General features: G+C 36.7%; 21 protein-coding genes. 14 read left to right on the top strand and 7 right to left on the bottom strand.

The window, feature by feature from the left end:
- The first annotated feature begins 6 nt into the window (after positions 1 to 6).
- Positions 7 to 663, top strand: a complete 657-nt coding sequence (locus PS1M3_RS11275) for a DUF4268 domain-containing protein (RefSeq protein WP_203984282.1) — start codon at positions 7 to 9, stop codon at positions 661 to 663.
- A gap of 56 nt (positions 664 to 719) precedes the next feature.
- On the opposite strand, the gene istB is transcribed toward PS1M3_RS11275, so the two are convergent.
- Both istB and istA read right to left on the bottom strand, forming a co-directional pair.
- Complete coding sequence (istB, locus tag PS1M3_RS11270) at positions 720 to 1472, bottom strand: IS21-like element helper ATPase IstB (RefSeq protein WP_008108712.1); 753 nt, start codon at positions 1470 to 1472, stop codon at positions 720 to 722.
- A complete protein-coding gene (gene istA / locus PS1M3_RS11265) occupies positions 1465 to 2958 on the bottom strand; it encodes an IS21 family transposase (protein ID WP_203984280.1) in 1494 nt (497 codons plus the stop codon). The genes istB and istA overlap by 8 nt, the downstream gene beginning before the upstream one ends.
- Positions 2959 to 3038: 80 nt before the next feature.
- Here istA and PS1M3_RS11260 point away from each other — a divergent pair, with 80 nt between their 5' ends.
- From PS1M3_RS11260 to PS1M3_RS11215, 10 genes are all read left to right on the top strand, one after another.
- Positions 3039 to 3323, top strand: coding sequence for a DUF4268 domain-containing protein (locus PS1M3_RS11260; protein ID WP_203984277.1), 285 nt, complete (start codon positions 3039 to 3041; stop codon positions 3321 to 3323).
- A 27-nt stretch (positions 3324 to 3350) separates the two neighbouring features.
- A complete protein-coding gene (locus PS1M3_RS11255) occupies positions 3351 to 4001 on the top strand; it encodes a HEPN domain-containing protein (protein WP_203984275.1) in 651 nt (216 codons plus the stop codon).
- Positions 4002 to 4196: 195 nt separating this feature from the next.
- Positions 4197 to 5930 carry a CFI-box-CTERM domain-containing protein gene (locus tag PS1M3_RS11250; protein ID WP_138741013.1) on the top strand — a complete coding sequence of 578 codons (1734 nt, stop codon included), beginning with the start codon at positions 4197 to 4199 and terminating at the stop codon, positions 5928 to 5930.
- Positions 5927 to 7096, top strand: a complete 1170-nt coding sequence (locus PS1M3_RS11245) for a hypothetical protein (protein ID WP_203984273.1) — start codon at positions 5927 to 5929, stop codon at positions 7094 to 7096. The genes PS1M3_RS11250 and PS1M3_RS11245 overlap by 4 nt, the downstream gene beginning before the upstream one ends.
- 2 nt (positions 7097 to 7098) lie before the next feature.
- Positions 7099 to 9654, top strand: coding sequence for an Hsp70 family protein (locus tag PS1M3_RS11240; protein WP_138741014.1), 2556 nt, complete (start codon positions 7099 to 7101; stop codon positions 9652 to 9654).
- Between the two features lie 11 nt (positions 9655 to 9665).
- On the top strand, positions 9666 to 11441 hold the full coding sequence (locus PS1M3_RS11235) for an AAA family ATPase (RefSeq protein WP_138741015.1): 1776 nt from the start codon (positions 9666 to 9668) through the stop codon (positions 11439 to 11441).
- Between the two features lie 19 nt (positions 11442 to 11460).
- Entirely contained in the window at positions 11461 to 11970 is a 510-nt protein-coding gene (locus PS1M3_RS11230) for a hypothetical protein (RefSeq protein WP_138741016.1), read from the top strand.
- Between the two features lie 29 nt (positions 11971 to 11999).
- A complete protein-coding gene (locus PS1M3_RS11225) occupies positions 12000 to 12368 on the top strand; it encodes a hypothetical protein (protein ID WP_138741017.1) in 369 nt (122 codons plus the stop codon).
- A 51-nt stretch (positions 12369 to 12419) separates the two neighbouring features.
- Positions 12420 to 12617 carry a hypothetical protein gene (locus PS1M3_RS11220; RefSeq protein ID WP_138741018.1) on the top strand — a complete coding sequence of 66 codons (198 nt, stop codon included), beginning with the start codon at positions 12420 to 12422 and terminating at the stop codon, positions 12615 to 12617.
- 51 nt (positions 12618 to 12668) lie between these two features.
- Positions 12669 to 13100, top strand: a complete 432-nt coding sequence (locus PS1M3_RS11215) for a hypothetical protein (RefSeq protein ID WP_138741019.1) — start codon at positions 12669 to 12671, stop codon at positions 13098 to 13100.
- Positions 13101 to 14068: 968 nt separating this feature from the next.
- Here PS1M3_RS11215 and PS1M3_RS11210 read toward each other — a convergent pair.
- The 4 genes from PS1M3_RS11210 to mnmC form a co-directional block, all read right to left on the bottom strand.
- The gene (locus PS1M3_RS11210) at positions 14069 to 15157 is read right to left on the bottom strand and encodes a hypothetical protein (protein ID WP_203984265.1); all 1089 of its coding nucleotides are present in this window, start codon (positions 15155 to 15157) and stop codon (positions 14069 to 14071) included.
- Positions 15158 to 15625: 468 nt separating this feature from the next.
- A complete protein-coding gene (locus PS1M3_RS11205; RefSeq protein WP_203984263.1) occupies positions 15626 to 16261 on the bottom strand; it encodes an SDR family oxidoreductase in 636 nt (211 codons plus the stop codon).
- Between the two features lie 170 nt (positions 16262 to 16431).
- Positions 16432 to 16761 carry a hypothetical protein gene (locus PS1M3_RS11200; RefSeq protein ID WP_203984261.1) on the bottom strand — a complete coding sequence of 110 codons (330 nt, stop codon included), beginning with the start codon at positions 16759 to 16761 and terminating at the stop codon, positions 16432 to 16434.
- A gap of 59 nt (positions 16762 to 16820) precedes the next feature.
- Positions 16821 to 18830, bottom strand: a complete 2010-nt coding sequence (gene mnmC / locus PS1M3_RS11195) for a bifunctional tRNA (5-methylaminomethyl-2-thiouridine)(34)-methyltransferase MnmD/FAD-dependent 5-carboxymethylaminomethyl-2-thiouridine(34) oxidoreductase MnmC (RefSeq protein WP_203984259.1) — start codon at positions 18828 to 18830, stop codon at positions 16821 to 16823.
- Positions 18831 to 19008: 178 nt separating this feature from the next.
- Between mnmC and fabB the strand changes: the two genes are divergently transcribed.
- On the top strand, positions 19009 to 20220 hold the full coding sequence (gene fabB / locus PS1M3_RS11190) for a beta-ketoacyl-ACP synthase I (protein ID WP_008126923.1): 1212 nt from the start codon (positions 19009 to 19011) through the stop codon (positions 20218 to 20220).
- A gap of 70 nt (positions 20221 to 20290) precedes the next feature.
- On the opposite strand, the gene PS1M3_RS11185 is transcribed toward fabB, so the two are convergent.
- On the bottom strand, positions 20291 to 20659 hold the full coding sequence (locus tag PS1M3_RS11185; RefSeq protein ID WP_203984257.1) for a hypothetical protein: 369 nt from the start codon (positions 20657 to 20659) through the stop codon (positions 20291 to 20293).
- Positions 20660 to 20709: 50 nt separating this feature from the next.
- Between PS1M3_RS11185 and PS1M3_RS11180 the strand changes: the two genes are divergently transcribed.
- Together PS1M3_RS11180 and ggt are read left to right on the top strand one after the other, a co-directional pair.
- Complete coding sequence (locus PS1M3_RS11180; protein ID WP_203984254.1) at positions 20710 to 21255, top strand: GNAT family N-acetyltransferase; 546 nt, start codon at positions 20710 to 20712, stop codon at positions 21253 to 21255.
- Between the two features lie 139 nt (positions 21256 to 21394).
- A complete protein-coding gene (gene ggt / locus PS1M3_RS11175; RefSeq protein WP_203984252.1) occupies positions 21395 to 23068 on the top strand; it encodes a gamma-glutamyltransferase in 1674 nt (557 codons plus the stop codon).
- The last annotated feature ends 61 nt before the right edge of the window (positions 23069 to 23129 follow it).

Genomic DNA, 23129 nt, shown 5'->3' with positions numbered 1-23129 from the left:
TGTAGATTGCCGGACGCTTACGAAGTATGGAAGCATGAAGCTTTAGACTTTACTAACTGGTTGGCTAAAGAAGAAAACCTTGAGCTATTAAGCGATGAAGTGGGTATTGATATTAGTCTGCTTCAAACTGAGGCTAGCGTGGGTAAGTTTAATGTTGATATTCTTGCTGAAGAAACAAACACGGATAGAAAAATAGTGATAGAAAACCAGCTAGAAGCCACAGATCATGATCATCTTGGTAAGATAATTACTTACGCTTCTGGCTTTGATGCTGAATTCATAATATGGATTGTAAAAAGTGTTAGAGATGAACATAAACAAGCAATTGATTGGCTTAATGAACATACAGATCAAAAGATAAATATTTTCGCTATTCAAATGGAAGTGTGGCAAATCGGTGATTCATCATGCGCACCGAAATTCAATATTATTGCTCAACCTAATGATTGGGCTAAAGCGGTTAAAAAATCTACATCTACATCGCCTGAGCTATCGGCCACAAAAATGCTTCAATTAGAATTTTGGACGAAATTCAGAGAATATGTTCAAGATAATAAGCACCAGATTAAGCTTAGGAAAGCGAATCCTCAACATTGGTATGATATAAGTTTTGGTTCTTCTAATGCTCATATTGGCTTAACTGTTAATAGCCAAACTATCTAGCGTCAATTAACTTGGCCGGTTCCGCGTCAATTATCTTGGCCGGTTGATACCGAATTTTATTTACTCTTATTGAGCGCTGTTTTGCGTCGGTAGCTGTCACCTTCACAATGAATAATCGTGGCATGATGAACCAAACGATCGATTGCCGCGACTGTCATCGTTGAATCTTCAAATAGTTCATCCCATTGCTCAAATGATTTGTTTGATGTGATGATCATGCTGTGTCGCTCATAGCGATGGGCTATCAATTCAAACAGCACGCTCGTTTCCTGTTCAGTTTTTCGAACGTAACCAACGTCATCAACGATTAATAAGCTGTATTTATCGAGCTTTACAAGTTCGTCTTGCAAGCGTAAATGTCGCTTTGCTTGCTGGAGTTGTTGAACAATCGCTGACGCGGCAACGAACTTAACTTTATGGCCCTGCTCGATAAGGCCATAACCGATGCTACTGGCGATATGCGTTTTACCAAGACCACTGGCGCCAAATAACAATATATTGCCACCGTGCTTCAACCAATCCGGCTGATTTATTAAATCAGCAACAAGGGGCTTACTAACCCCATCAACAAGGGTAAAGTCGAAGCTGCTAAGGTGTTTACCCATTGGCAATTTTGCATCTTTTAAAAGCCGCTGAAGGCGTTTGTCATCGCGTGTCGCAAGTTCAACATGGCACAGCTCAGACAAGTATTGCTGCGGGCTCCATTGTTCTTCCATCGCTTTTTTTCCCAGGGTATTCCACTGTTGAAGCATGGTGCTAAGCTTTAATTGTTTCAGCATTAAAGGTAACGAGGCCGTGAAGTTATCCATGTAGACCTCCCGGTATCATGCTGCTATAAGCGCTCAAGCTGTGTTGCTTTATTTTTATTGTGGGTATGTTTGATGCAATCACTAAAAATTGCGCTTCACATTCTCGGATGGCCGGTAATTGTCGCTGAGTAATTGACACTGCTACAAATCGTCCTAATTGACGTTCACACCCACTTTGTTTTGCTAAATGGAGCAGTTTTACCATGTAATAGCTCGCTTCATCCGCTAAAAGATGAGTATTAACGTATTCCCAAATAGCTTTGTAATTGTCGCTTGGGAGTAAGTCGTCACGTAGTTGTGAGTAGCGAAATGCCAATGGTTTTTTAACCAATGCGTCAATAACATGCAAGTAACTAATATTGCGTGCACGGCACCCTTTAGAAGCATAGACACGCGCTAACGTTTGAACTAAATCGCTGCCATAGCGCAGCTCTAAGCGGTTGTCATATAAACGAACAAGTAATCGGCTACCAATAAGGCGTGACGGGACGCTATAGGTAACACGTTTCAATGAAATAGTACTCGTACGTGACACCGTTAGATAATGCTCGGTGTAATTGACGCTCATCGTCCGTGGTAAAGCGTGTAATTGTCGCTGCTCTACTGCGTACTTATCACTTACACGGCGATTACGGCGAGCAACAATGTCTGCAACAAACGATTCATAGACTTCTCTTGTCTGAAAGTCATAACTACCACGGATTTTTAATGCTTGCTCCAGTTGCGATTTAAGATGCCCATGAGGGCTCTCAATAGCCCCATTTTCATGCGCAATACCGCGGTTATTACGGGTCGCTTTAAAGCCATAATGGATAACTAGCTCATTAAAGCGCTCTGTAAAATCATTATCATTAGTATGATTACGATAGGCGGCACTGAGACTGTCTGTACGCACTTCTTTAGGCACACCGCCGGCTGCTTTAAATGCGTTTTGCACACCATCAGAAAAAGCAGCAAAGCTTTCACCGCCGTAAATCACTTGGGCGTAAGCCCAGCCACTGGCGGGCATACGATAATGAAACAACATATGCTTAAGGGGTTCACTAGCAATGGTAACGGGTGACTTCACATGTGTGAAATCACATATACCTAATAGGCCATACTCGTGTGTTTGCAGGAATACGACCTCTTTGCTTGAGCCATACAGTGCCCGCCATTTATGAATTCGACGCTCTAATGTACGCCGTGAGCTCGGGTTAAATTTGTCGGTGTGAAACTCGCAAAGATGATCAAAAATTCCCACTGGAGTTAACGTAGCATCACCTTGAAGTAGAGGGACAACAATACTGTCCCAGATAGATTCAAGTGGATCTATACGTGTTCGCCATTGGCGTTTATTAGACAATGGCTGCTCATCCAGTTTATCAATGCGCCTTGCTGAACGTTCAGAAATACCTGCTTTCGCAGCCGCGATAACTTGGCTATTACGCTTTCTATGTTTCATATAAATAGTGACCTGCTGATCAGTGATTCGTGTTCCCGGCACAGTGAACTCCTCCGTTCTGCTGTACCGAACCTTATCAGATCAACCGGCCAAGATAATTGTCGCTAGACCGGCCACCGTAATTGTCGCTTAATAGCCAAACTAACCAACTTGGCTGTGAGATATATATTTCTGACTCAAAAGATATTTACTACGGATTAGAAACGAATAAAGATGAAATAGAAAGTAAGTTAAATGAAAAATTAGAGTGGGAAGCGTTACCTGACAAAAAAGCTAGTCGAATTAAGTTATACACTAATGGTGAATTGAAGAAGCAAGATAACTGGGAAGAATATCATCACTGGTTGTGCGAAAAAGCACTAGATTTTCAGAATGTCTTTGGTAAAGCGGTTAAAAATATCAATTAAGATTTAGTATAAATATAAGGATGTAGTGTGAAATTCCAAGAATTAAAAAATAAACAAAGACAAATTCGAAGTGGGTTTTCTGAAAACTTAGCCTTAAGAGTTCATAGGGCGCTAAGCTGGCTTGATAAATCAGAGCAGTGTGCTGATGACAAAGATAGTCAGTTTGTCTTTTTATGGATTGCTTTCAATGCTGCATATGCACAAGATACTGAATGCTTACAGCATACAGAAACTAAAGCATTTTCGTTATTTGTTTCAAAGCTAGTCGAGCTAGATAAAGATAATAAACTGTATAACTTGTTATGGTCTGAATTTACTTCCAGCGTTAGAGTTTTGTTAGATAATAAGTTTGTTTACCAGCCGTTCTGGGATTTCCATAATGGAAAAATATCAGAAACTGAATGGAAAGAGCGATTTTCAAAAGCTAAGGCTTCAGCTAATTATGCTTTAGCGAATAAACATACAGAGCAATTGATAACAATTGTTTTACAGCGAATGTACACCCTCAGAAATCAGATAGTTCATGGTGGTGCAACATGGAATAGTAGTGCTAACCGTACACAAATTCGCGATTCAGTTACATTCTTATCGCAATTAGTACCTTTTATTATTGACATTATTATGGATAGTTCAGACCAAATATGGGGCAGTGCAAACTACCCCGTGGTAATTGGCTGATTATTGAGCACTTGTACTACTTGATTTAATTTATGTCTTGCTATATCAGTTTTAATGTTGTAAAAAAATATTATAGCGGATGTGACTGTGTACATTGGATGTTTAAAGCTCTTCTCCAACCTTTATTATATTCCTAAAGTTTCTCACTATATTTTGCTCACTTTAAACGTAGGTAGATAACCTAGGAGGTATTACGTGGATATAATCCATGAGAACCCATTTCGTATACTTGGATTAAATGCTAATTCGACAGAAAGAGAACTTCAAAAACAAATAGCGAAAGTTAAGCGTTATCTTGATGTCGGAAAAACCGTACATTTCCCTACAGACTATCCCTTCTTAAGAACAATTGAACGCCCCATAGATGCAATTCATCAAGCATCTGGACAAATCGAGCAAAGTTATAAAAAATTTTACTACGCATTGTTTTGGTTTGTAAGTGAAACCTCTTTTGATGAAATAGCTCATAAAAAGCTTGAAGATAATGAAGTATCATCCGCTATTGAAATATGGAATAAAAAATTAAAAGAGGAAGTGAATGATAAGAATTTTTCAGCATATTTAAATCTATCTTCATTGTATTCAGCGCTATCATTTGATGGAACTAGAATTAACCATAAAATGTTAAGTAAAGGACTCTACTTAAAAGGGAAGCTTTTAAGAAGCCAGTCTTTGTCTAAATTAACGGAATTGCTTCATATTAAGTCGGATTGTATAAACTCAGGTGAACTTACTGAGCAATTTGTAGATGAAACATTGCAATGGCTTAGCCCTTATATAGGTAAGTCACATGGAATTAAGGCGAATGATGTTATAGGGTTGTTTAGTTCATTTCCTTCCAATATTCAAAAGTATTTAGCTGATAAATTTACAGAAGAGCCTGTCAGAGAAATAAAAAACAGAATTGATAAGTGCACTCAACGTAGAAAAGAGTTTCCTTTAAAAGCTAACCAGTTTGGGATAGACCTATACAGTAGCTCTAAGGGCTGGCTAGACTCTCTTCGGACTACTTTAGGGAATGATAATGTAAAATATCAATTGTTAGCAAACAACCTTGCAAATGAAATTCTCCAATGCAGCATAGATTTTTATAATGCTCAGGTAGATGATGAAAACTATGATATCCATAGGGATGCATTATTAGTATTAAGCTTTTCCGAAAAAATTGATGTATCTGGTCAAGTAGCTGAACGATTAATGGAGAATAGAGAGACCCTAGAAGGTTTATTAGAAGAAAGGGAAGAAGAAAAAGAAGCAGAAAGATTAATTGAAGGAGTTAAAACGCATGTTTCTAACATTACTCAAGCAATTGAAACTTTTCAAAGCTCTAGTGATTCAATAAGTACAGTAAATAACTTGGTAAATAGATGTAAAGATGATTTAGAGTCTATAGGCAATAAATTAGGTAGAAGTGATGAAACATATATTATGTTTTGTGATGCAGTAGCAAATAATGCGCTCAATATGCTAATAGCTGTTGTAAATAAATTACAGGAAAATCCTAAACAGTATGGCCTTGATAATATGCTTAGTTCGTTTGCTCAGGCCAAGAATATTACTCAAAAATTACTAAACATAAGTGGCTCATATGAAGTCAAAGCAAGAGTTAGGGAAAACTTGCAAACAATATCTGACTTAACAACGACTCTTGAGCAAATTAATAAACAAGTCAGTAGACAAGTTCAAAAGCAAAATAGTGGTGCTTGCTATGTTGCGACAATGGCCTATGGCAGTTATGACCATCCTCAAGTATTAGTACTTAGACAATTTAGAGATAATGTTCTTAGTCAGAGTTGGTACGGAAGGTTATTCATAAAAATCTACTACAAAACATCCCCACATTTGGTTTCTTTGCTTCAGGGATATGAAAAACCAAACTTACTCATAAGAAAACAATTAGACAAATTCATTAGGAAGTTACATAAATGAAAAGAATATCATTTTTAATATTACTAGCTTTTATAGGAAGTGGCCAGGCGGTAGGAAAAGAGTGTGCTGGTGAAGATGAATTTTACCAAAATATAGCACAAAAAGTTAATGAAAACTCATTGTTTGGAAATGATGCATCTATAGAGCAGTTGATTCAAGCTGGCACTATCAGTCGTAACAAAGTAGCCTGCGTAGAAAATAAACTCAAAACTTTAACTGAAAACCTAAATGACCTAAAAGTTATTGAGGAACAAAATAGCTCAAATATTCATATCCATGAAAGCAAAATTGCCAAACTAAACACAATAATTAGCGATATTGATAAAGCTCTCAATCAAAAGTTTGATAAAGTAAATCAACAAACCAAACAATTAAACCGTTTGGTTACTAATAATCAATCAATGATTAAAAGTGACTTGACCTCACTTAAAATAGAATACAAAAAATCGGATGAAGAATTAATTGCAGAGGTTAATAGACTTAATCAGTTGCTTGGTGATGCAACATCTAAATTGAACAATGCCATCAAACAGCTACAAGCATACGCTGATGAAACAGATGGTAACCTTGAGAAGATTTCTACTGATACATCAAACAGTGTGTTAAGGCTTGATGATTATATCTTGTATTTAGTTGCTGCAATCGGCATAACAGCTTTTCTTCTTCTTGTATCATTTTTTGCTTCTAGGTTATTCACTGTTAATAAAGAAAAATCTATTTTAGATACTCTTAACATATTTAAACAAGATGTTGAGTCAAATATTCTAAATGCTGATAAAAAGCTTGCTGAATTATTAGAATTACTTTCAAACAATATTAGTTCTCAAAAGTCTTCAGAAGAAGATCACTCTTTAGCGTTAAAAGTAGCAGATGAAATTGTAAGAATTGAAAAAAACACATCAAGAATGGATGCCAAAACTAAAGGATTAAAGCAATTAATCGCTTCGGTTAAGCGAATACAAGACAACTTTGCTGCTAACGGGTATGAAATATTGAAAATGTTAAATCAACCTTATGATGACAGAATGAAAGCATCTGTTTCTTTCGTTCCTAGTGATGAATTAGAAACAGATGAACAGATCATAACAAAGATAATTAAACCACAAGTAAATTTTAAAGGCACAATGATACAAGCGGCTCAAATTGAAGTCAGTGTAGGGGAATAATAATGGCAAGAAATAAAATTGATTATGGTATCGATCTTGGGACAACAAACTCAGCGATATCAAGAATAGAACAAGGCGAACCCACTATTCTTAAAACGGATACCCTAAAAGATACCATGCCTTCTTGTATTTTCTTTAATAAAAAGAAAGCGATTCAAGTCGGTGATTCAGCCTATAGCGCCTTAAAAAGAGATAAGTTAAAAGCATTAAAGAGTCCAGAGAAAGCTATTAGTAATGCTTTTATTGAGTTTAAACGTACCATGGGTACAGATAAAACTTATTTTTCTCAAATCATGGACCATCAATATAACTCTGAAGAGTTATCCTCAGAAGTTTTGAAAACGATGAGATCTTTTGTGTCAGATGAAAGTGTTAACTCTGTTGTTGTCACTGTTCCGGCAAAATTCACTAGTAACCAGAAAGATGCCACCCTCAGGGCAGCAGAACTTGCAGGTTTTTCTCAATGCGAATTACTTCAAGAGCCTATTGCCGCAGCAATGGCTTATGGAACTACCTCATCGATAAAAGATGGACATATTTTAGTGTTTGATTTCGGTGGAGGAACTTTTGATGCTGCTCTAGTAGAAGTACACGAAGGGATCATGAAAGTTATTGATACCGAGGGAGATAACTATTTAGGAGGTAAGAATTTAGACCTTGCCATTGTAGATAAAATTATTTTTCCTTATTTACAAGAGGAGTATGAATTAGATGATTTACTATCCGATGAGCAAAATAAAATAGCATTGCAAGCCGGAATGAAGTTTTATGCTGAAGAGACAAAGATTCAAATGTCTTTTAACGATACACATAATATTTTATCCGATTTAGGTGATATTCCTTGTGAAGATGATGATGGTGAAGAGTTAGAATTAGATATCACTGTTACCCAACAAATGATGGAGGATGCTGTAGGACCTGTATTTCAAAAATCTATTGATACGTGTAAAGAGTTGTTAGGAAGAATGAATATTCCTGCAACTTCCCTTAAATCATTATTGCTTGTTGGCGGACCAACCTATTCACCTATACTTCGGAGAATGGTTGAAGAACAATTAATAAAGCCAGACCTCAGTGTAGATCCGATGACAGTTGTATCAAAAGGGGCTGCTTTATTTGCGGCAACGGTTGATATTTCAGAAGACGTTCAAGAAGAACAACGAGATAGAGCTAAAATACAATTACAGTTAAGTTATGAATCGACTACGGTTGAAGAAGAAGAGTTCGTTGCTGTAAAAATACTTGAAGAAAAAACAGATGGCGATGTCCCTGAGAAGGTTTTTGTAGAGTTTACTAATAGTGATAAATCATGGTCTACGGGTAAGACGCTGGTAGAAAAAAGTGGTGAAGTGATTGATGTTATTTTAAAGCAAGACACATCAAACTTATTCAGTGTCACTGTGAGTGATGAAAAAGGAAATCTTCTCGATTGCGAGCCTGAATCATTTACAATTTTCCAAGGCTCAAAAATCGGTAGTGCAACCCTGCCATACCATTATGGCGTAGAAATTAAGAGTCGAGAATCAGGTAAAATAATATTTGAACCAATAAAAGGATTGGAAAAAAATCAACCGACCCCTGCTGTGGGAACCAAAAATGGCTTAAAAACACAAAAGGCTATTAGACCTGGGCTTAAAGAGGACTCTTTAAAAATTGCTTTGTACCAAGGTGAACACGGTGCTAAAGGAACAAGAGCAATACATAATGAACATGTTTATGATGTACTTATAACAGGTGAACATTTACCAAAACTTCTTCCTGAAGGCAGTGATGTTGAACTGACTGTAAAAATAGATAAATCGGAAAGAATGACTGTATCTGCATACTTTCCTACTCTAGATTTCACTCATGAAATTGAAGTTCCTAAAGATACAACTCAAAAGGAAATACCAGAAGAGTATTTAGCAACAGAAATAAATAAAAGCATTCAATCTCATCAATTGATCTGTGAAGAAGGTGTTTACCAAGATAAAGCTGAACTTGATTCATTAGAGTCAGAACTAAGTAGTATTAAAGAAGAGTTTGATTTAGGTAAGACTGATTATGATAGAAAAATGGGTATTCTTCATCGATTACGTTCAGCTATTAAGAAGATAGAAACAATTCAAGGTGATAGTGAGTGGCCAAAAGTTGAAGAAGAATTAAAATCAGTTTTTTATCAATTAGAAGAAACAAATGATGAATTTGAAAATGAAAGAGCTAAAACACTGATAAACCAATTTAAAGCTCAAATACCGGAAGTTATCAAGCATAAAGATGTGATAGTAGCGCAAGAGTTAATTGATAATATGCGCCAACTGAATTTTTCTATAGCTGATGAAGGACTTGGCGCTCAAATGGAAATAGCACTGCTTTATAACTTAAATGAAGAATTTGACATGCTGCAATGGTCAGATCGTTATAGTGCAAGATCTTTATTAGATAGAGGCTTGCAAATTGCCGCAGACGCTCCTTCGAAAGAGAGACTTCGCCCTATTGTATCAGAGCTATACAGCATGTTGCCTCAAGCTGACAAAGCTATGCTTAGCGAAGGCGATGGTACAGAGCTTATTGGTTAAGGGAGATTCACTTGGAAAGTACTTTTGATAAACAAGAATATATTGACTCTAAATATAAAATATTATTTTGTTTAGAAAATAATGCTAACTTTGAGCTTTACAGAGCAAAAGACAAATTGGAAAAAACTTGTCTTATTGCTCTGTATAATAGTTCGAAAATTCATAGGCATAGCTTTGCAACTGAAAGCTTACTTGAAGCAGAAATATTAAAACAAGTACACCACGAAAATATTATTACTTATGTTGATAGTGGTGAAATTTTTAAAAATAATTGTAAATATCACTATTTAGTGTCTGAATTTGTTAGTGGAGAAAGCTTAAAGGAAAAGATCGCAAGGGATGGTCCTTTTTCACAATTTTCTGCGGTATCTTTAATACTAAAAATAGCCAAAGCTATTGAAGTATTACATAACCATAATCCTACGATCGTGCACAATAACCTGAATATGCAAAATATTGTGCTTGATTACACAAAAGAAACTGTTCACCCAATAATCACTAACTTCCAGTGTTCGAGATACCTACAGGATGTTAACCAATCAATAAATATTAAGTTATTAAACCCTTTTTATATTGCCCCAGAATTGTATAACGGTGTTTATACAGTTCAGAGCGATATATTCTCTCTAGGGGCAATGCTCTACCATATGATTTTTGGTATTCCTCCTTGGCATTTGGATAATCCGACTAACGAATACTTTCAACCTGAATTTGTTGATGCTTTATTTGAAAAAAGAGAAGAAAGGTTAAGATTTTTACTTCCTTCTGGGGACAAACTTGAGGATGAAAGTTTAAAAGATACTTTAAGTAAAGCCTTGCATCAGGATGTAGACCAACGCTTCAATACTCTAAGTTCATTTTTAGATGCGTTACATAATCCTGTTCGTATCGAAGAAGGAAATGCTAAAGGCTCAATAAGTAACTCTGCTGGTGTAAGGAAAAAACCTAAAAAAGGCGAAGGTTTTTCTGCAATTGCAGGTATGACTGACTTAAAAGACTTATTTGATACTGATGTAATTAGGGCATTAAATGAACCTGAGCTATACAAGAGCTATGGATTAACCATACCTAATGGCATGCTACTGTACGGACCGCCAGGGTGTGGAAAAACATTCATTTCACAACAGTTTGCAGAAGAAGTAGGCTTTAATTTTGTAGAATTGAAGCCTTCAGATATCAAAAGTCAATTTATTAATGCAACTGAAGATAATATTGGAAAAATTTTTAAAGATGCTTCAGATAATGCCCCTTCAATTGTTTTTATAGATGAAATTGATGCTGTTGTTCCTAGCAGGGAAGATAGTAACTTACATCAGATGCATGCAGCGCCAGTAAATGAATTCTTGGCACAAATGTCAAACTGTTCAGAACGAGGCATCTTTGTTATAGCAGCTACAAACAGACCAGAGAGAATAGATCCTGCCATTTTAAGAACGGGACGTTTAGATAAAATAATATACCTACCACCCCCTGATTTTGATGCCAGACTTGAAATGTTCAAGCTTTATTTGAAGGATAGGCCAGTGGAGTTGGATTTTGATTACGAATTAATAGCAACTAAAACTGAAAACTATGTATCAAGTGATCTTAAGTTCTTGATTGATGAATCTTCTAGAGTAGCTTTGGGTGAAAAAGCCAGAATATCTACTGAACATGTTTTAAATACCATAAAAACAAACAAACCTTCAGTTTCTCATTCTGAGTTGAAAAAATATGAAGAATTAAAAAAGAAAATTGAAGATGATAAGGCTGAGCCAGCCAAAAAACCTATGGGTTTTATTCAGTAAACATTTAGGATTAACAATAATGGAAAAAATAGAATTTAAAAAATTATTATTTAAAATTGCTTTTTGCACCATGGGGTGTGATGGAGATATTGATACTCTTGAAATAGAGGAAATGAAAAATATAGATAAATCAACATCATTCTTTAATGATGTTGATTTATCTCTTGAGCTAGAGCAGTTAATAATAGAGTTTAAAGATAAAGGTGTTCTCCTCGTTTCTGAAATGTTTGAAGAGTTAGAGCGTTCTGAATTAAACCCTATTAAGGAATTAATTGTATTGGAAGTTGCATTAAGGCTTATCAATGCTGATGGCAGGCATGATGAGAATGAAAAAAGGTTTATTCAGCATTTACGAGCACATTTAAAGGTACGTGACGAAGAAATTTTCGAAAGATTTGGAGACGTAGATGTTTTACATGTTAATCCATACGTTGGACGAATCAGAGGACCTAGTTCAGAAAAGGTTAAGTTAGATATAAAAATGCCAGATGAAAACAGCCTAAAAAAAATCGATTTTAAATTTGATTAATTTTAATAGACAAGTAATAGAGTTTTAATATGAAAAAAATTGGTATTTGTCTTTTGTGTATCCCCCTTGCATATATTTCTTTTGTAAATGCTCAATCAACTTACAAAATACCTCCAACTTCATCCACTAGCACCAATGTTCCGGTAATATCAGATGAAAAAATGGAAGAGTGTGTTGAGTTATACAATCAAGGAGAATGGCTTGGCAAAAAACTAGCCAATCAAGTGGTTGATAGTTACAGCCAAGAATCTGTTGATACTTATAATAAAGAAGTAAAAAAACATTCTTCTTTAGTCGATAAATTTAATCGTGAGTGTGCTGGAAAACAGTCTCGTTCAGCATGCAAAGCTGCTCAAAAATTAAATAGAGAAAAAGGATTACCAGAGTCTTCTTGCTAGAAACTTTGTTGGTTGTTTGATTTTAATTGATAGGTTTTAAGAGGGAATGTTATGTTGTTCTATGCTTTTATTTTTGTTGGTTTAGGGGCTGTTTTGGGACTGTTTATTAAAAACAAACAAAATGCACTTGTTGCAATAGTTGCTATTTCAGTTGTATGGGGAATTATTTGGGGTCCTTGGGCAATCGCAACGTTGATTGAGTTACTAATTGGCTATGCCCTCGTAGGTGGATTTAAAGAGAAAGCATAGCTTTTTGAGTTTAAAGAATAAAGAAAACCAATTTAGTATTAGGAGGATTTAATGGGATTATTTGATATTTTTAGAAAAAAGAAGCAGAAATCGGCATATGACGAACTCATGGATATACCTGGCATGAAGGAGCAGAAGGAGCTTTTTGAACTTATGTCTGAAATGAACAAAGCCGGATGTACTGAAGATGAAATGCCTAATGGCATCGGTGAATTTGGTTTAGTTCCCAGTAATCCAATTCCAACCAACACAGTTCAAGGAAGCATATTATACTTAGGTGGATTAAGAACGACAGACGGAAAAAGTGTTAACAATACTAGAATAGGGTCGTTTGGGGCTGAAAATATCGATAAACCTATAGACGCATATAAAATCACTCATCAAAATGGTAGTGAAATTGCTACAATCTATATATCTCCATACCAAGCGATAAACTCCAAGAAAGCACCTAAAGGCTTTGAACAGGTATCCCCTTTACTTTAAATTTAAATACTTTCTGTTTTTAAATCAATAGAGGTTTGAATGGTTTAATTTACATATTCAAATGTACCTTTAAACCATTTCAATACTAAAGTTAAAAGGCATGCTTGATTGAAATAGTATTGCTATTTTAATCATTGCTAAAAAAATAATCAGTCACACCCAAAGTACCTCTAACCTCATGCATATTCCGAAAATAATTCGTTGCATAAGCATGCCTGAAACTATTAGAACATCTGATGATTGTTGAAGCATGTAATTATAGTCACCTTCATCTTTATTTACGTTATAAATTACTTCGACTCTGCAATGCGGGTAAGAATCTTCATTTTAAGCTTGTCGATAGTGAAAGTTCACTTTCATAAACCTTTTGCCATTATTCAAATTTTGCAACCAATTATTAAGACAGTCTTCGTTTTTATGGTTAGGGCTACTTCCTTTGTCTGGATCCCTCGAGACTTCTGTTACATGAATTTTATCAGCTAGAATAACAATAAAAATACCTTCAATATGGTGCATTATGTGAAGTGCATACTTAACTGTTTCACTATCAATAATAACTTTTATCAACCTCACCTTGTTATATCGTGCAGTCCTAGGAAGTGACGCTTCTTGATGAAATTGATAACTTACTTGGCTTTTATTTAATACTTTTTTTTCCTCTAATACTTTGCATAATACCTCCAGTAAAAACTGATGGTATTTTCAATTAATTAAATCCACTCTGCTAGGTGTCGTTGCTCGGACGCTTACAGTAAAAATGGCATGAGTTTTAACTTAAGTAGTACTGAAGGTGGTACCTTGCTTTCTGTTTGTTTGGTTTGTGCTTATAATTCAGTGATTTACAATCATGGTTAAGATGACCCCAGCCCACCAATAACGGTTTTTAAATTCGTTTGTTTAAAAACCCAAAAAAACCCGCAACTTGAGCAATCAAGTTGCGGGTTTTTTTATGTGGTTAATAAAAGCTATTATGATTCTCTTATTGTGCGTAGCTTCATTTTTATCACAATGATCATTAATATAAGTAGTGATAAAACACTAATTGATAGCGTTAAGTTAATTACGGCGTTGTTGGGCTGATTAACTTTAGGGTGTGCGTTGCCATTTTGCTGCTGCCTAATATAACGCTGGCTTATCCAGTCTACGGCGTTGATCCATTGTACTTTATTTGGATCTGTATTATTGAGTGTACTCATTGTATGTGCGTCATTATTTAAACTTTTTGCTAAATTAATGAGTTGCAACCAAAACGCATTTTTCTCACCTAAGTCGTCTATTTCTTGCAGGCGAAGGTTTAATTTTTCTCCTCCCATTTTTTCAATATTAGGCTGCTTTACACTGTCGGCATAGCTGTTAATTAATAGAGAAAAACGATTGAACTGCTCGTTATCGTGGCTTTGCTGTGCGTTATTATTGGCACTCAAATTCGTTTTTTGTTGATTACTAACTGCCTTTTGCTCAGTTATGTACTGTTTGTAATCTTGGTAGGTTAAGCCAATTATCGTGTTACTTTGCGATTCACTTATTGTATTTGAAAGCAAATTATAGCTAATAGTAAGGCCCGTAATTGTCATAACTAACAGAGCTATATAGCAAAGATAGAGTAGGCTTTTTAGTGAAGATCGCTGTAGCTTTACTTTGTCGTTTTTGTAACGCGTAATTATAGTTTGTATAGAATTAGTTTTTTTCTGCAGTAGTGTACGTTTTGAATTAGACGTTTTATGTTCTTCTGCATCATCATGTTTTGTTAATTTTTTTAACGCTAAAGGATACTGCTTAGCTGTAAGAGCGGTAGATTGATGCAGTTCAACTCGTGTTATTAAGCCCATTTCTTTTAGTGACGATTCTGCTTTAACGGCTTCAATACTCGTTAGATCTTTTTTAACGGCTTCAATACTCGTTAGATCTTTTTTTAATGCGTAAGATTTACCATCAAACAACTTTATAGCAATAGTGTGGGGAATATTTAAAAATTGGCTAAGTTGTTTTTGTACCAATGAAATATTGGCATGTTGGTGTAGTTGGCCATTAAAAATAATTTTAAATGTAGCGCTCACTTTAATTCCTTTGTTTTCATTTCCCTTAAGGAGCTTTTTTATCTATATACATAACATAAACTTAACAGATTAAGACTCTGTTTTCTATATTCCTCACTAATGATTTTTTATTAATAATTTAATGTGCTTAAACTTAATACAGTAAATGACTTTACGAGAGGAAAATTTGAAAGAAAGAGGGATAGTAGGTTACGTTTAGGTCACAGAACGCTGCTCACTTGAGGCTTATCGTCAAGGGATTCTATTGCTAATTTATTAACTCTCACAGGCACTACTTTGGTTTGCAGTTGTTGGTAGCTAGAGGGTAAATTGTTTGTGGTAGCCATATAGCTGTTGTGGCGCATCTAAATGATTTGTTTTTTTTAGATTTAAATATTAACAGCTTGTTTTGAGTGTTAGCTGTTCAGTTTACTTGCTAATAGTTGAGAGTGTTGCCCCATTAACGCTTTTGTTAATGGAGCACTTTGGCTATTTAACCGCAGATTTAATGGCAGTATCACCGTCAAAAAGTTCAAAAATACGGTTCTTTTCAAACGAATTGGTTGCGATATGCAGCAGTGCATTGGCTACATTTTCACGACTAATTTTAGCCTTATCTTGGTCATCAGGGCGCTGTGTTGTCACTTTCATTGATGCGCTTTCATCAGTGAGCGTGCCCGGACGAACAATGGTGTAATTTAAATTACTAGTGGCAAGGTGTTCATCGGCCATGTGCTTAGCAACTAAGTATGGTTTTAAATCACTTTCTATTGCGTCAGGGTTATCTGCACCTATTGAGCTGACCATAATAAAGTGCTTAACGTTATTGTTTTTTGCGTAATTAGCCGCTTTTGCTGCAGCCCATAGATCAATTAATAGTGTTTTGTCGTCGCCGGTGCTTCCACCAGAACCAGCCGCAAAAATTACTTGATCACAACCTTTAATAGCTTCACTAAAATCACCTTCTAAATCTTGCTCTACAATATTTAAAAACGGGCTTTCTAAATCACTTAGCTTAGTTTTATCACGAACAAGGGCGGTAACATTTTGTTCGTTCTTAAGTAATAACTCCGTTGTCATTTTACCAATTTGACCACTAGCGCCAATAACTAAGGTCTTACTCATAATTAACTCCTTTCACTTGTTAGTAAATGTATTTGCTTACAAGTAGACCTTGGGCTTAAAAATTGTTTTTAAAGGGCAAAAAGAGACATTAACGTATTAATTTTAAAAAACATTTAATATAAAAAGAGTACCTTAACTGAGTATGAAAATGAGTGGTTATATTTGTGTTTTTATAACGTTTTCTCAATCATTATACTCACTTCGGTCACATAGTTACGGTGGTATAAGCTAATACGTACTTTACGATTTTGGTAATTGTAATAAAGGGTGCGGTAGTTTTCACTGCCGGTTATCTTCAATGGGTCACCTAATTGTTGCTGATAAAAGTCTGTAATGGAGGAAATAGACTGCGTTAAATACCCAGTTTTAACAAGTGGGTATTCATCTGTTACTTCCATAGTTGTTACAAACTCATCTGGCACTGCAATATCAATAACATTTATGGCAAGTGTTTTAAACGAGGTAAACAATAACAGCGATAGTATAATTAATTTTTTCATTGTGACTCTTTAAGTTCCTTTTATTGAGAACAGTTTACCCAAATAGTGGGCTTTGTCATTTATATTTTATTACGAATTAAATCTCTTACAATAAAGCGAGCGGGGTGTATAGCTTGGCTTACTCGCTCGCTGAGTGGGCGCGGCTCGTTTGCTAAGCAGCTAATAAAATGTTCAGCACACAGTGGTGCGCTGCACAAGGCACGAGCTCCAAAGCCCGTAAAAATATGTAGCCCTTGTTGAGGATGATTGAGAGGCAAATATTGATAACGCTTACCCAACCTCAGGTTTGCAAATGCATTTGTATAATCGCTTTGTTCACACCATTGCCCAGCCATTGGCAAGTGGTCGATGAATGTGCATCTTACTGCTGCTTTTGCAGAGCTTACTTTTCCTAACGTTGTAGCAAAGTCGCTATGATCGTAAAAGTTTATGAGTTGAGCACGGTTAGTGTGGTTATCCTCATCTGAAACATGGCGGCTTTTAATGTTTTTATCAAATGTAGCGCCCATGCAATGATGGTCTAAATAAGCTGGTGTAAAGTAGCCTTTATGGCAAAGTACCGTTTTAAGCTTTCGAGATTCAGGACTTGCTTGAACATGCGATACTTGCCCGCGCACGCCTACAATAGGAAGTGATTTTGTTTGCTCAAATGTGTCGCTGTGCTCACCAGCGCAAATAATAACATCGCTAAATGGGCCAAACTGTTGATTATTGCTTGTTAAAACCCAGCCGTTTGCTGTTTTTTCTATGTTTACTATATTGCAATTAAAGTGGCTGTTGTGGGGCATTAGCTTATTGGCTGCGCCTAGCATTGCATTAACGAGTTGTGGTGGATTAACCCAACCACCTTGTTCAAAATAAACACCGGGGTACCCAGTTTGAACGCCGGCTATTTCATCGCCTTGCTCTGCGGTTACGTTTTGCATAAGTTGCTTTGGCCAAAGTTGCTTTTGAGCAAGGTTTTTGTGTTTATCAGCAAGGGGCTTTTTTACAGCATGCTGCAAAACACCACACCATTGGTGATCAAAGCTAAATCCATCATTTAATAATTGCTGGTAAACGCGCTTTGCGTATAAAAAACTATGTGCAAAAAGTTCACTATGCGGTGAATCTTTAGCTTGTAAATGAGGGTACACCGCGCCTTGCACATTATGTGACGCGCCCATGGCAGGCTGCGGGTCTTTGCAGAATAATTCAGCGTTTATACCGCGTTTAGCAAGGCTGTATAAAATACAACTACTGGCTATACCGCCGCCAATAATAGCGACGTTATTAAGTTTACTATCGTCTTGATTAAAGTAAGGGGGGGCTGATTGAGCCGTGTTTGCATGTGGTATTTGGCCAATTAGCATGTCTCTTTTTTTGCCAAAGCCTTTGGTTTTAATTGTATCAAACCCGGCTTCTATTAAACCACGGCGAACAAAACCTGCTGCTGTAAACGTAGCTAGAGTTGCCTTTGCTTTTGAAATGTCAGCCATGCTATTAAATAAGCTTTGCTGCCACATTTCAGGGTTTTTGCTTGGGGCAAACCCGTCTAAATACCAGGCATCTACAATCCCTGTTTGTGGGTAGCTCATTGTATTAATAGACGCGAGTGCATCGCCAAAATGTAAGTCGAGGACAACACGTCCGTTGTCAAACTCAAGTCGGTGACACCCTTGTAAATTAATAGGGTAATTGTTGACGAGTTTTTCACTTAATTTTTGTAATGTAGGCCACGCTTGAAGCGCTTTACTTAAATCGTTAACTTTTAATGGGTATTTTTCAAACGAAATGAAGTGAAGGCGCTTTACACCTTTATCTAATTGATTTTGTGATTGTTGACGTGCAATATGATCGTTAAAGTGTTGCCATGTATTTAAAAAATTTAACCCAGTACCAAACCCTGTCTCTGCTATTACAAAATGGGGTTGGTCATGAGTTTGTAATCGAGTTTCTATATTATTTTGCTCATAAAACACATAATGCGATTCGGCAAGACCGTCGTCATTCGAAAAATAAATATCACCAAAGTCATCAGCAAACGGTGTACCTAAATCGTTAAAGTGTATATGTGCGTTTTTAATCATAATTTTTAAATTTACAAAATATATTTTTCATTATTTTACGGGTTTTCTTTGTAATAGTCTGGCGTTATTTATAAGCTAGCAGTTCAGAGTACAAGTGTACGCTAGAAAGCTGACCACTTAAGTGATTAAATTCGCGTAAAATAAAACGCAATTAAGTATTAAGCTAAGGGAATCACCCATGAGAAGAGCCGTAATTACCGGTATCGGTGTTGTATCAAGCATTGGTAACAACAAAGAAGAAGTTTTAGAGTCATTAAAAACAGGTAAAAGTGGTATCGCTTTCAACCAAGAGTTTGCTGACTACAACTTGCGTAGCAACGTATCAGGTAAAATTGATATAAACGTTAAAGACCATGTTGACCGCAAAGCAATGCGCTTTATGGGTGATGCTGCTGCGTACTCTTACATTTCGATGACTCAAGCAATTGAAGACTCAGGGTTATCAGAAGAGCAAGTGTCAAACGAGCGCACGGGTATTATAGTTGGCTCTGGTGGTGGTTCATCTAAATGGCAAGTAGAAGCCGCCGATATTTTGCGTGAAAAAGGCGTAAAGCGTGTAGGCCCTTACATGGTGCCTCGCACTATGGCCAGTACAACTTCAGCATGTTTAGCGACTCCTTTTAAAATAAAAGGTGTTAATTATTCAATTAGTTCTGCATGTGCTACGTCGGCGCATTGTATTGGTAATGCGGTTGAACAAATTCAACTTGGCAAGCAAGACGTTGTGTTTGCTGGTGGCGGTGAAGAACTTCACTGGACGCTTGCTATGGAATTTGACGCAATGGGTGCACTCTCTACTAAATACAACGAAACACCAGAAAAAGCATCGCGTACTTATGATGCTAATCGTGATGGTTTTGTTATTTCTGGCGGTGGTGGCATTGTAGTCGTAGAAGAGCTAGAGCATGCATTAGCACGCGGCGCACATATTTACGCTGAAATAGTCGGGTATGGTGCTACATCTGATGGATACGATATGGTTGCTCCATCGGGCGAGGGTGCTGCACGTTGTATGCGTCAAGCAATGCAAAATGTAGACAGCATTGATTATCTTAACACGCACGGCACATCAACACCTGTGGGTGATGTTAAAGAGCTTGGTGCAATTCAGGACGTATTTGGTGGTAACTCGCCAATGATCAGTGCGACTAAGGCAATGACGGGTCATGCTTTAGGGGCTGCCGGTGTGCATGAAGCTATTTTCTCTTTGTTAATGCTTGAGCATGGTTTTGTAGCACCGTCTATTAATGTTGATGAATTAGACGAGCAAGCTGAAGGTTTAGATATTGTTACTGAACGCAAAGATGTAGAGCTAAATACAGTGATGTCTAACAGCTTTGGCTTTGGTGGTACAAACGCCACTTTGGTAATGAGCAAATACAAAGCTTAATTACCTACATTTGTTTTTTTCGGTTAAAAAAGGTAAGCCACAATGGCTTACCTTTTTATTATAAAGGGAGTTATTCCCCCTTACTTTGTTCTTCGCGAGCTTGCTCAATTTCGTCAGCAATTTCTTGGGCTTTTTGCTTGGTTTTTTCTGTTAATTCACCTGCGGCTTCTTTACTTTTTATCCATGTATCGATAGCAATTTCCTTACCATCGTCGTACATATCTAAGCCCATGGCTTTGCTTTGTTGAAGTAACTCGTTTAACGACTCATCATTTTTAAGATCGTGTGTTGTTTCTTTTACTTCATTCCAGGCATCACCTAGTTTTTCTTGCATTTGAGCGCTTTTTTCTTTTGTTTCTTCTTTTACTTCTTTAGCGTCTTCACAACCGGTTAAAGTAATTAAAGTGCCTAATAATGCTAAACCTGCTAATTTGTTCATATGCTATCTCCTCAAGAGATTAATAGTTAATTCCAGATAATTATAGAGTAATGAAAATGAACGTTCCCGTAACAGAGCGGTTAAAGTTTAAATTAATGAACGAGCATGATTGGCAACAACTATATGAGCTTGATCAAGACCCTGCAGTAATGCAATTTTTAACGCGTGGTGTGCCTACAACTAAAAAACAAATTAGAGAAGAGGGGATACCGCGTATGCTTGCATACCGCAATGCTAAAAAGGGTTGGGGGCTTTGGTCTGTGACAACTAAAGACACCAATACATTTATTGGTTGGGTCCTTTTAAGACCTATGGATTTTTTTAGTGAACAACCAAACTTTAGTGATATTGAAATTGGTTGGCGCTTTAAACAAATAAGCTGGGGGCTGGGGTATGCAACTGAAGCTGCGAGAGCATTATGCGCAGAGCTCACCAAACAGCCCGATGTTAATTATATTAGTGCCAGTGCGTTAGCAGATAATATAAGTTCTATAAAAGTAATGAAAAAGCTTGGACTAACGTTTGTCAAATCTTACACGCATACTGATGAGCAGGGTGACTTACCTGCTGTTTTATATTCTAAGCGCCTAAAGTAAGACTAAAATCTGCACCCACAAGGATTGACCTAGCCATAAATGCTGTGCATAAATATGGGAAGGTTATACTGCTTATTATTTTTAACTTAACTTTTAAGTGAAACTTCCAACAACTAAAACAATAATTTAAGGACGTTATATGGGCTTATTTTTTTCGCCAACCAAGCTAGTGATAACGAGTGTACTTGTGTTTCAATTCAGTGCATTTCATGTAGCAGCCAAGCAAGTTGCGCAAAGTGCTGTTGCTATGCCTGACTCGTACAGTGCTGATACGGCTAAAAATATATTAGAGCTGGGCGGAAATGCCGTAGACGCAGCTATAGCAGCACAGTTTGTATTGGCTGTAACCCTGCCTGAAGCGGGTAACATTGGTGGCGGCGGATTTATGCTGATCCAAAAAGATGGTAAAAGTGATTTTATAGATTACCGAGAAACGGCTCCAAGCGATGCACACCGAGACATGTACTTAGACGAACAAGGCAATGTAATACCTAATAGATCTATTTATGGCATACACGCAAGTGGTGTACCTGGCAGTGTTGCGGGTATGTGGTTAGCTCATAAAAAACACGGTACGGTAGAATGGAAAAAATTAGTACAACCTGCAGTTACTTTAGCTGAGCAAGGTTTTATTGTGCCACCAAAACTGGCGCAAGGGGTTAGTAATTACATAAGCTATTTAAACGAGCAACAAATAGATGTTAACTTCGAAAAATATTTTGCTGGTTTAAAAGCCAATGAAAAATTTGCACAACCTGAGCTGGCAAAAACATTAAAGCGAATTCGCGATGATGGGCAAGCTGGGTTTTATGAAGGCGAAACAGCCAATATTATCGAAAAATTTATGCGTAAGCATGGCGGTATTATTACCAAAGCTGATTTAAAAAACTATACGGCTAAGTCGCGCACACCATTAAAAGCAAGTTGGAACGGGTATGAAGTGCTTACTTCGCCGCCACCCAGTTCAGGCGGTATTGCAATTTTACAATGGCTAAAAATGTATGAACTGCAAAAACTACATAACGAAGTGGCTCATAATTCGTCGTCTTACGTGCATTTGCTTTCTGAAATAGGTAAACGCGTGTTTGCAGACCGAGCAGAGTACTTAGGTGATCCTGACTTTTTTGATGTGCCAGTAAACGCATTAATCAATGAATTATATTTAAAAAAGCGTATGGCTGATATCTCATTAACAGCGATTTCAACAACCGAAAAAATAAAGCCCGGACTGAAAGAAAGCGAACAAACCACACATTTTTCTATTGTTGATAAAATGGGGAATGCCGTAGCAAATACCACAACTATAAACTTAGGGTTTGGTAGTGGGGTTGTAGTTGAAGGCGCCGGGTTTATTTTAAATGATGAAATGGACGACTTTAGCGCAAAACCGGGTGTTATGAATGCGTTTGGTGCGTTAGGTGGTAAAGCTAATGAAATACAGCCACATAAACGTATGCTTAGCTCCATGACACCGACCATTTTATTAAAGGATAACACAGTAAAAATGGTAACCGGCTCACCGGGTGGTACAACGATTATTAGCTCGGTTTACCAGTCAATTTTAAATGCAATAGAGTTTAATATGAGTGCAGAGCAGGTGGTTAACGTGCCTCGCTTTCATCATCAGCTGTGGCCTAAAAACGTTATACGTGTTCACGAAGGGTTAAATGATGCGGTAAAAGTAGAGCTTCAAAAAATGGGTTACACAATTGACGAGCGCCACTTTGGTGACATGCATGTGATTATTAATAGAGATGGTAAATTAGATGCTGCGTCTGAAAATTCAGGAAGAGGTAAATCAATCGTTTTTTAACTAATTAAAATTAGATTTATAAAACCGCTCAGTATGTACTAAGCGGTTTTTTATTTACTAT

Origin of the sequence: Pseudoalteromonas sp. PS1M3 (genome assembly GCF_016865405.1) — a bacterium.
In the GTDB taxonomy this organism is placed as follows: Bacteria; Pseudomonadota; Gammaproteobacteria; order Enterobacterales; family Alteromonadaceae; genus Pseudoalteromonas; species Pseudoalteromonas marina.
The sequence above is the reverse complement of the archived record's forward strand: the minus strand, read 5'-3'. Positions and strand labels throughout refer to the sequence as shown.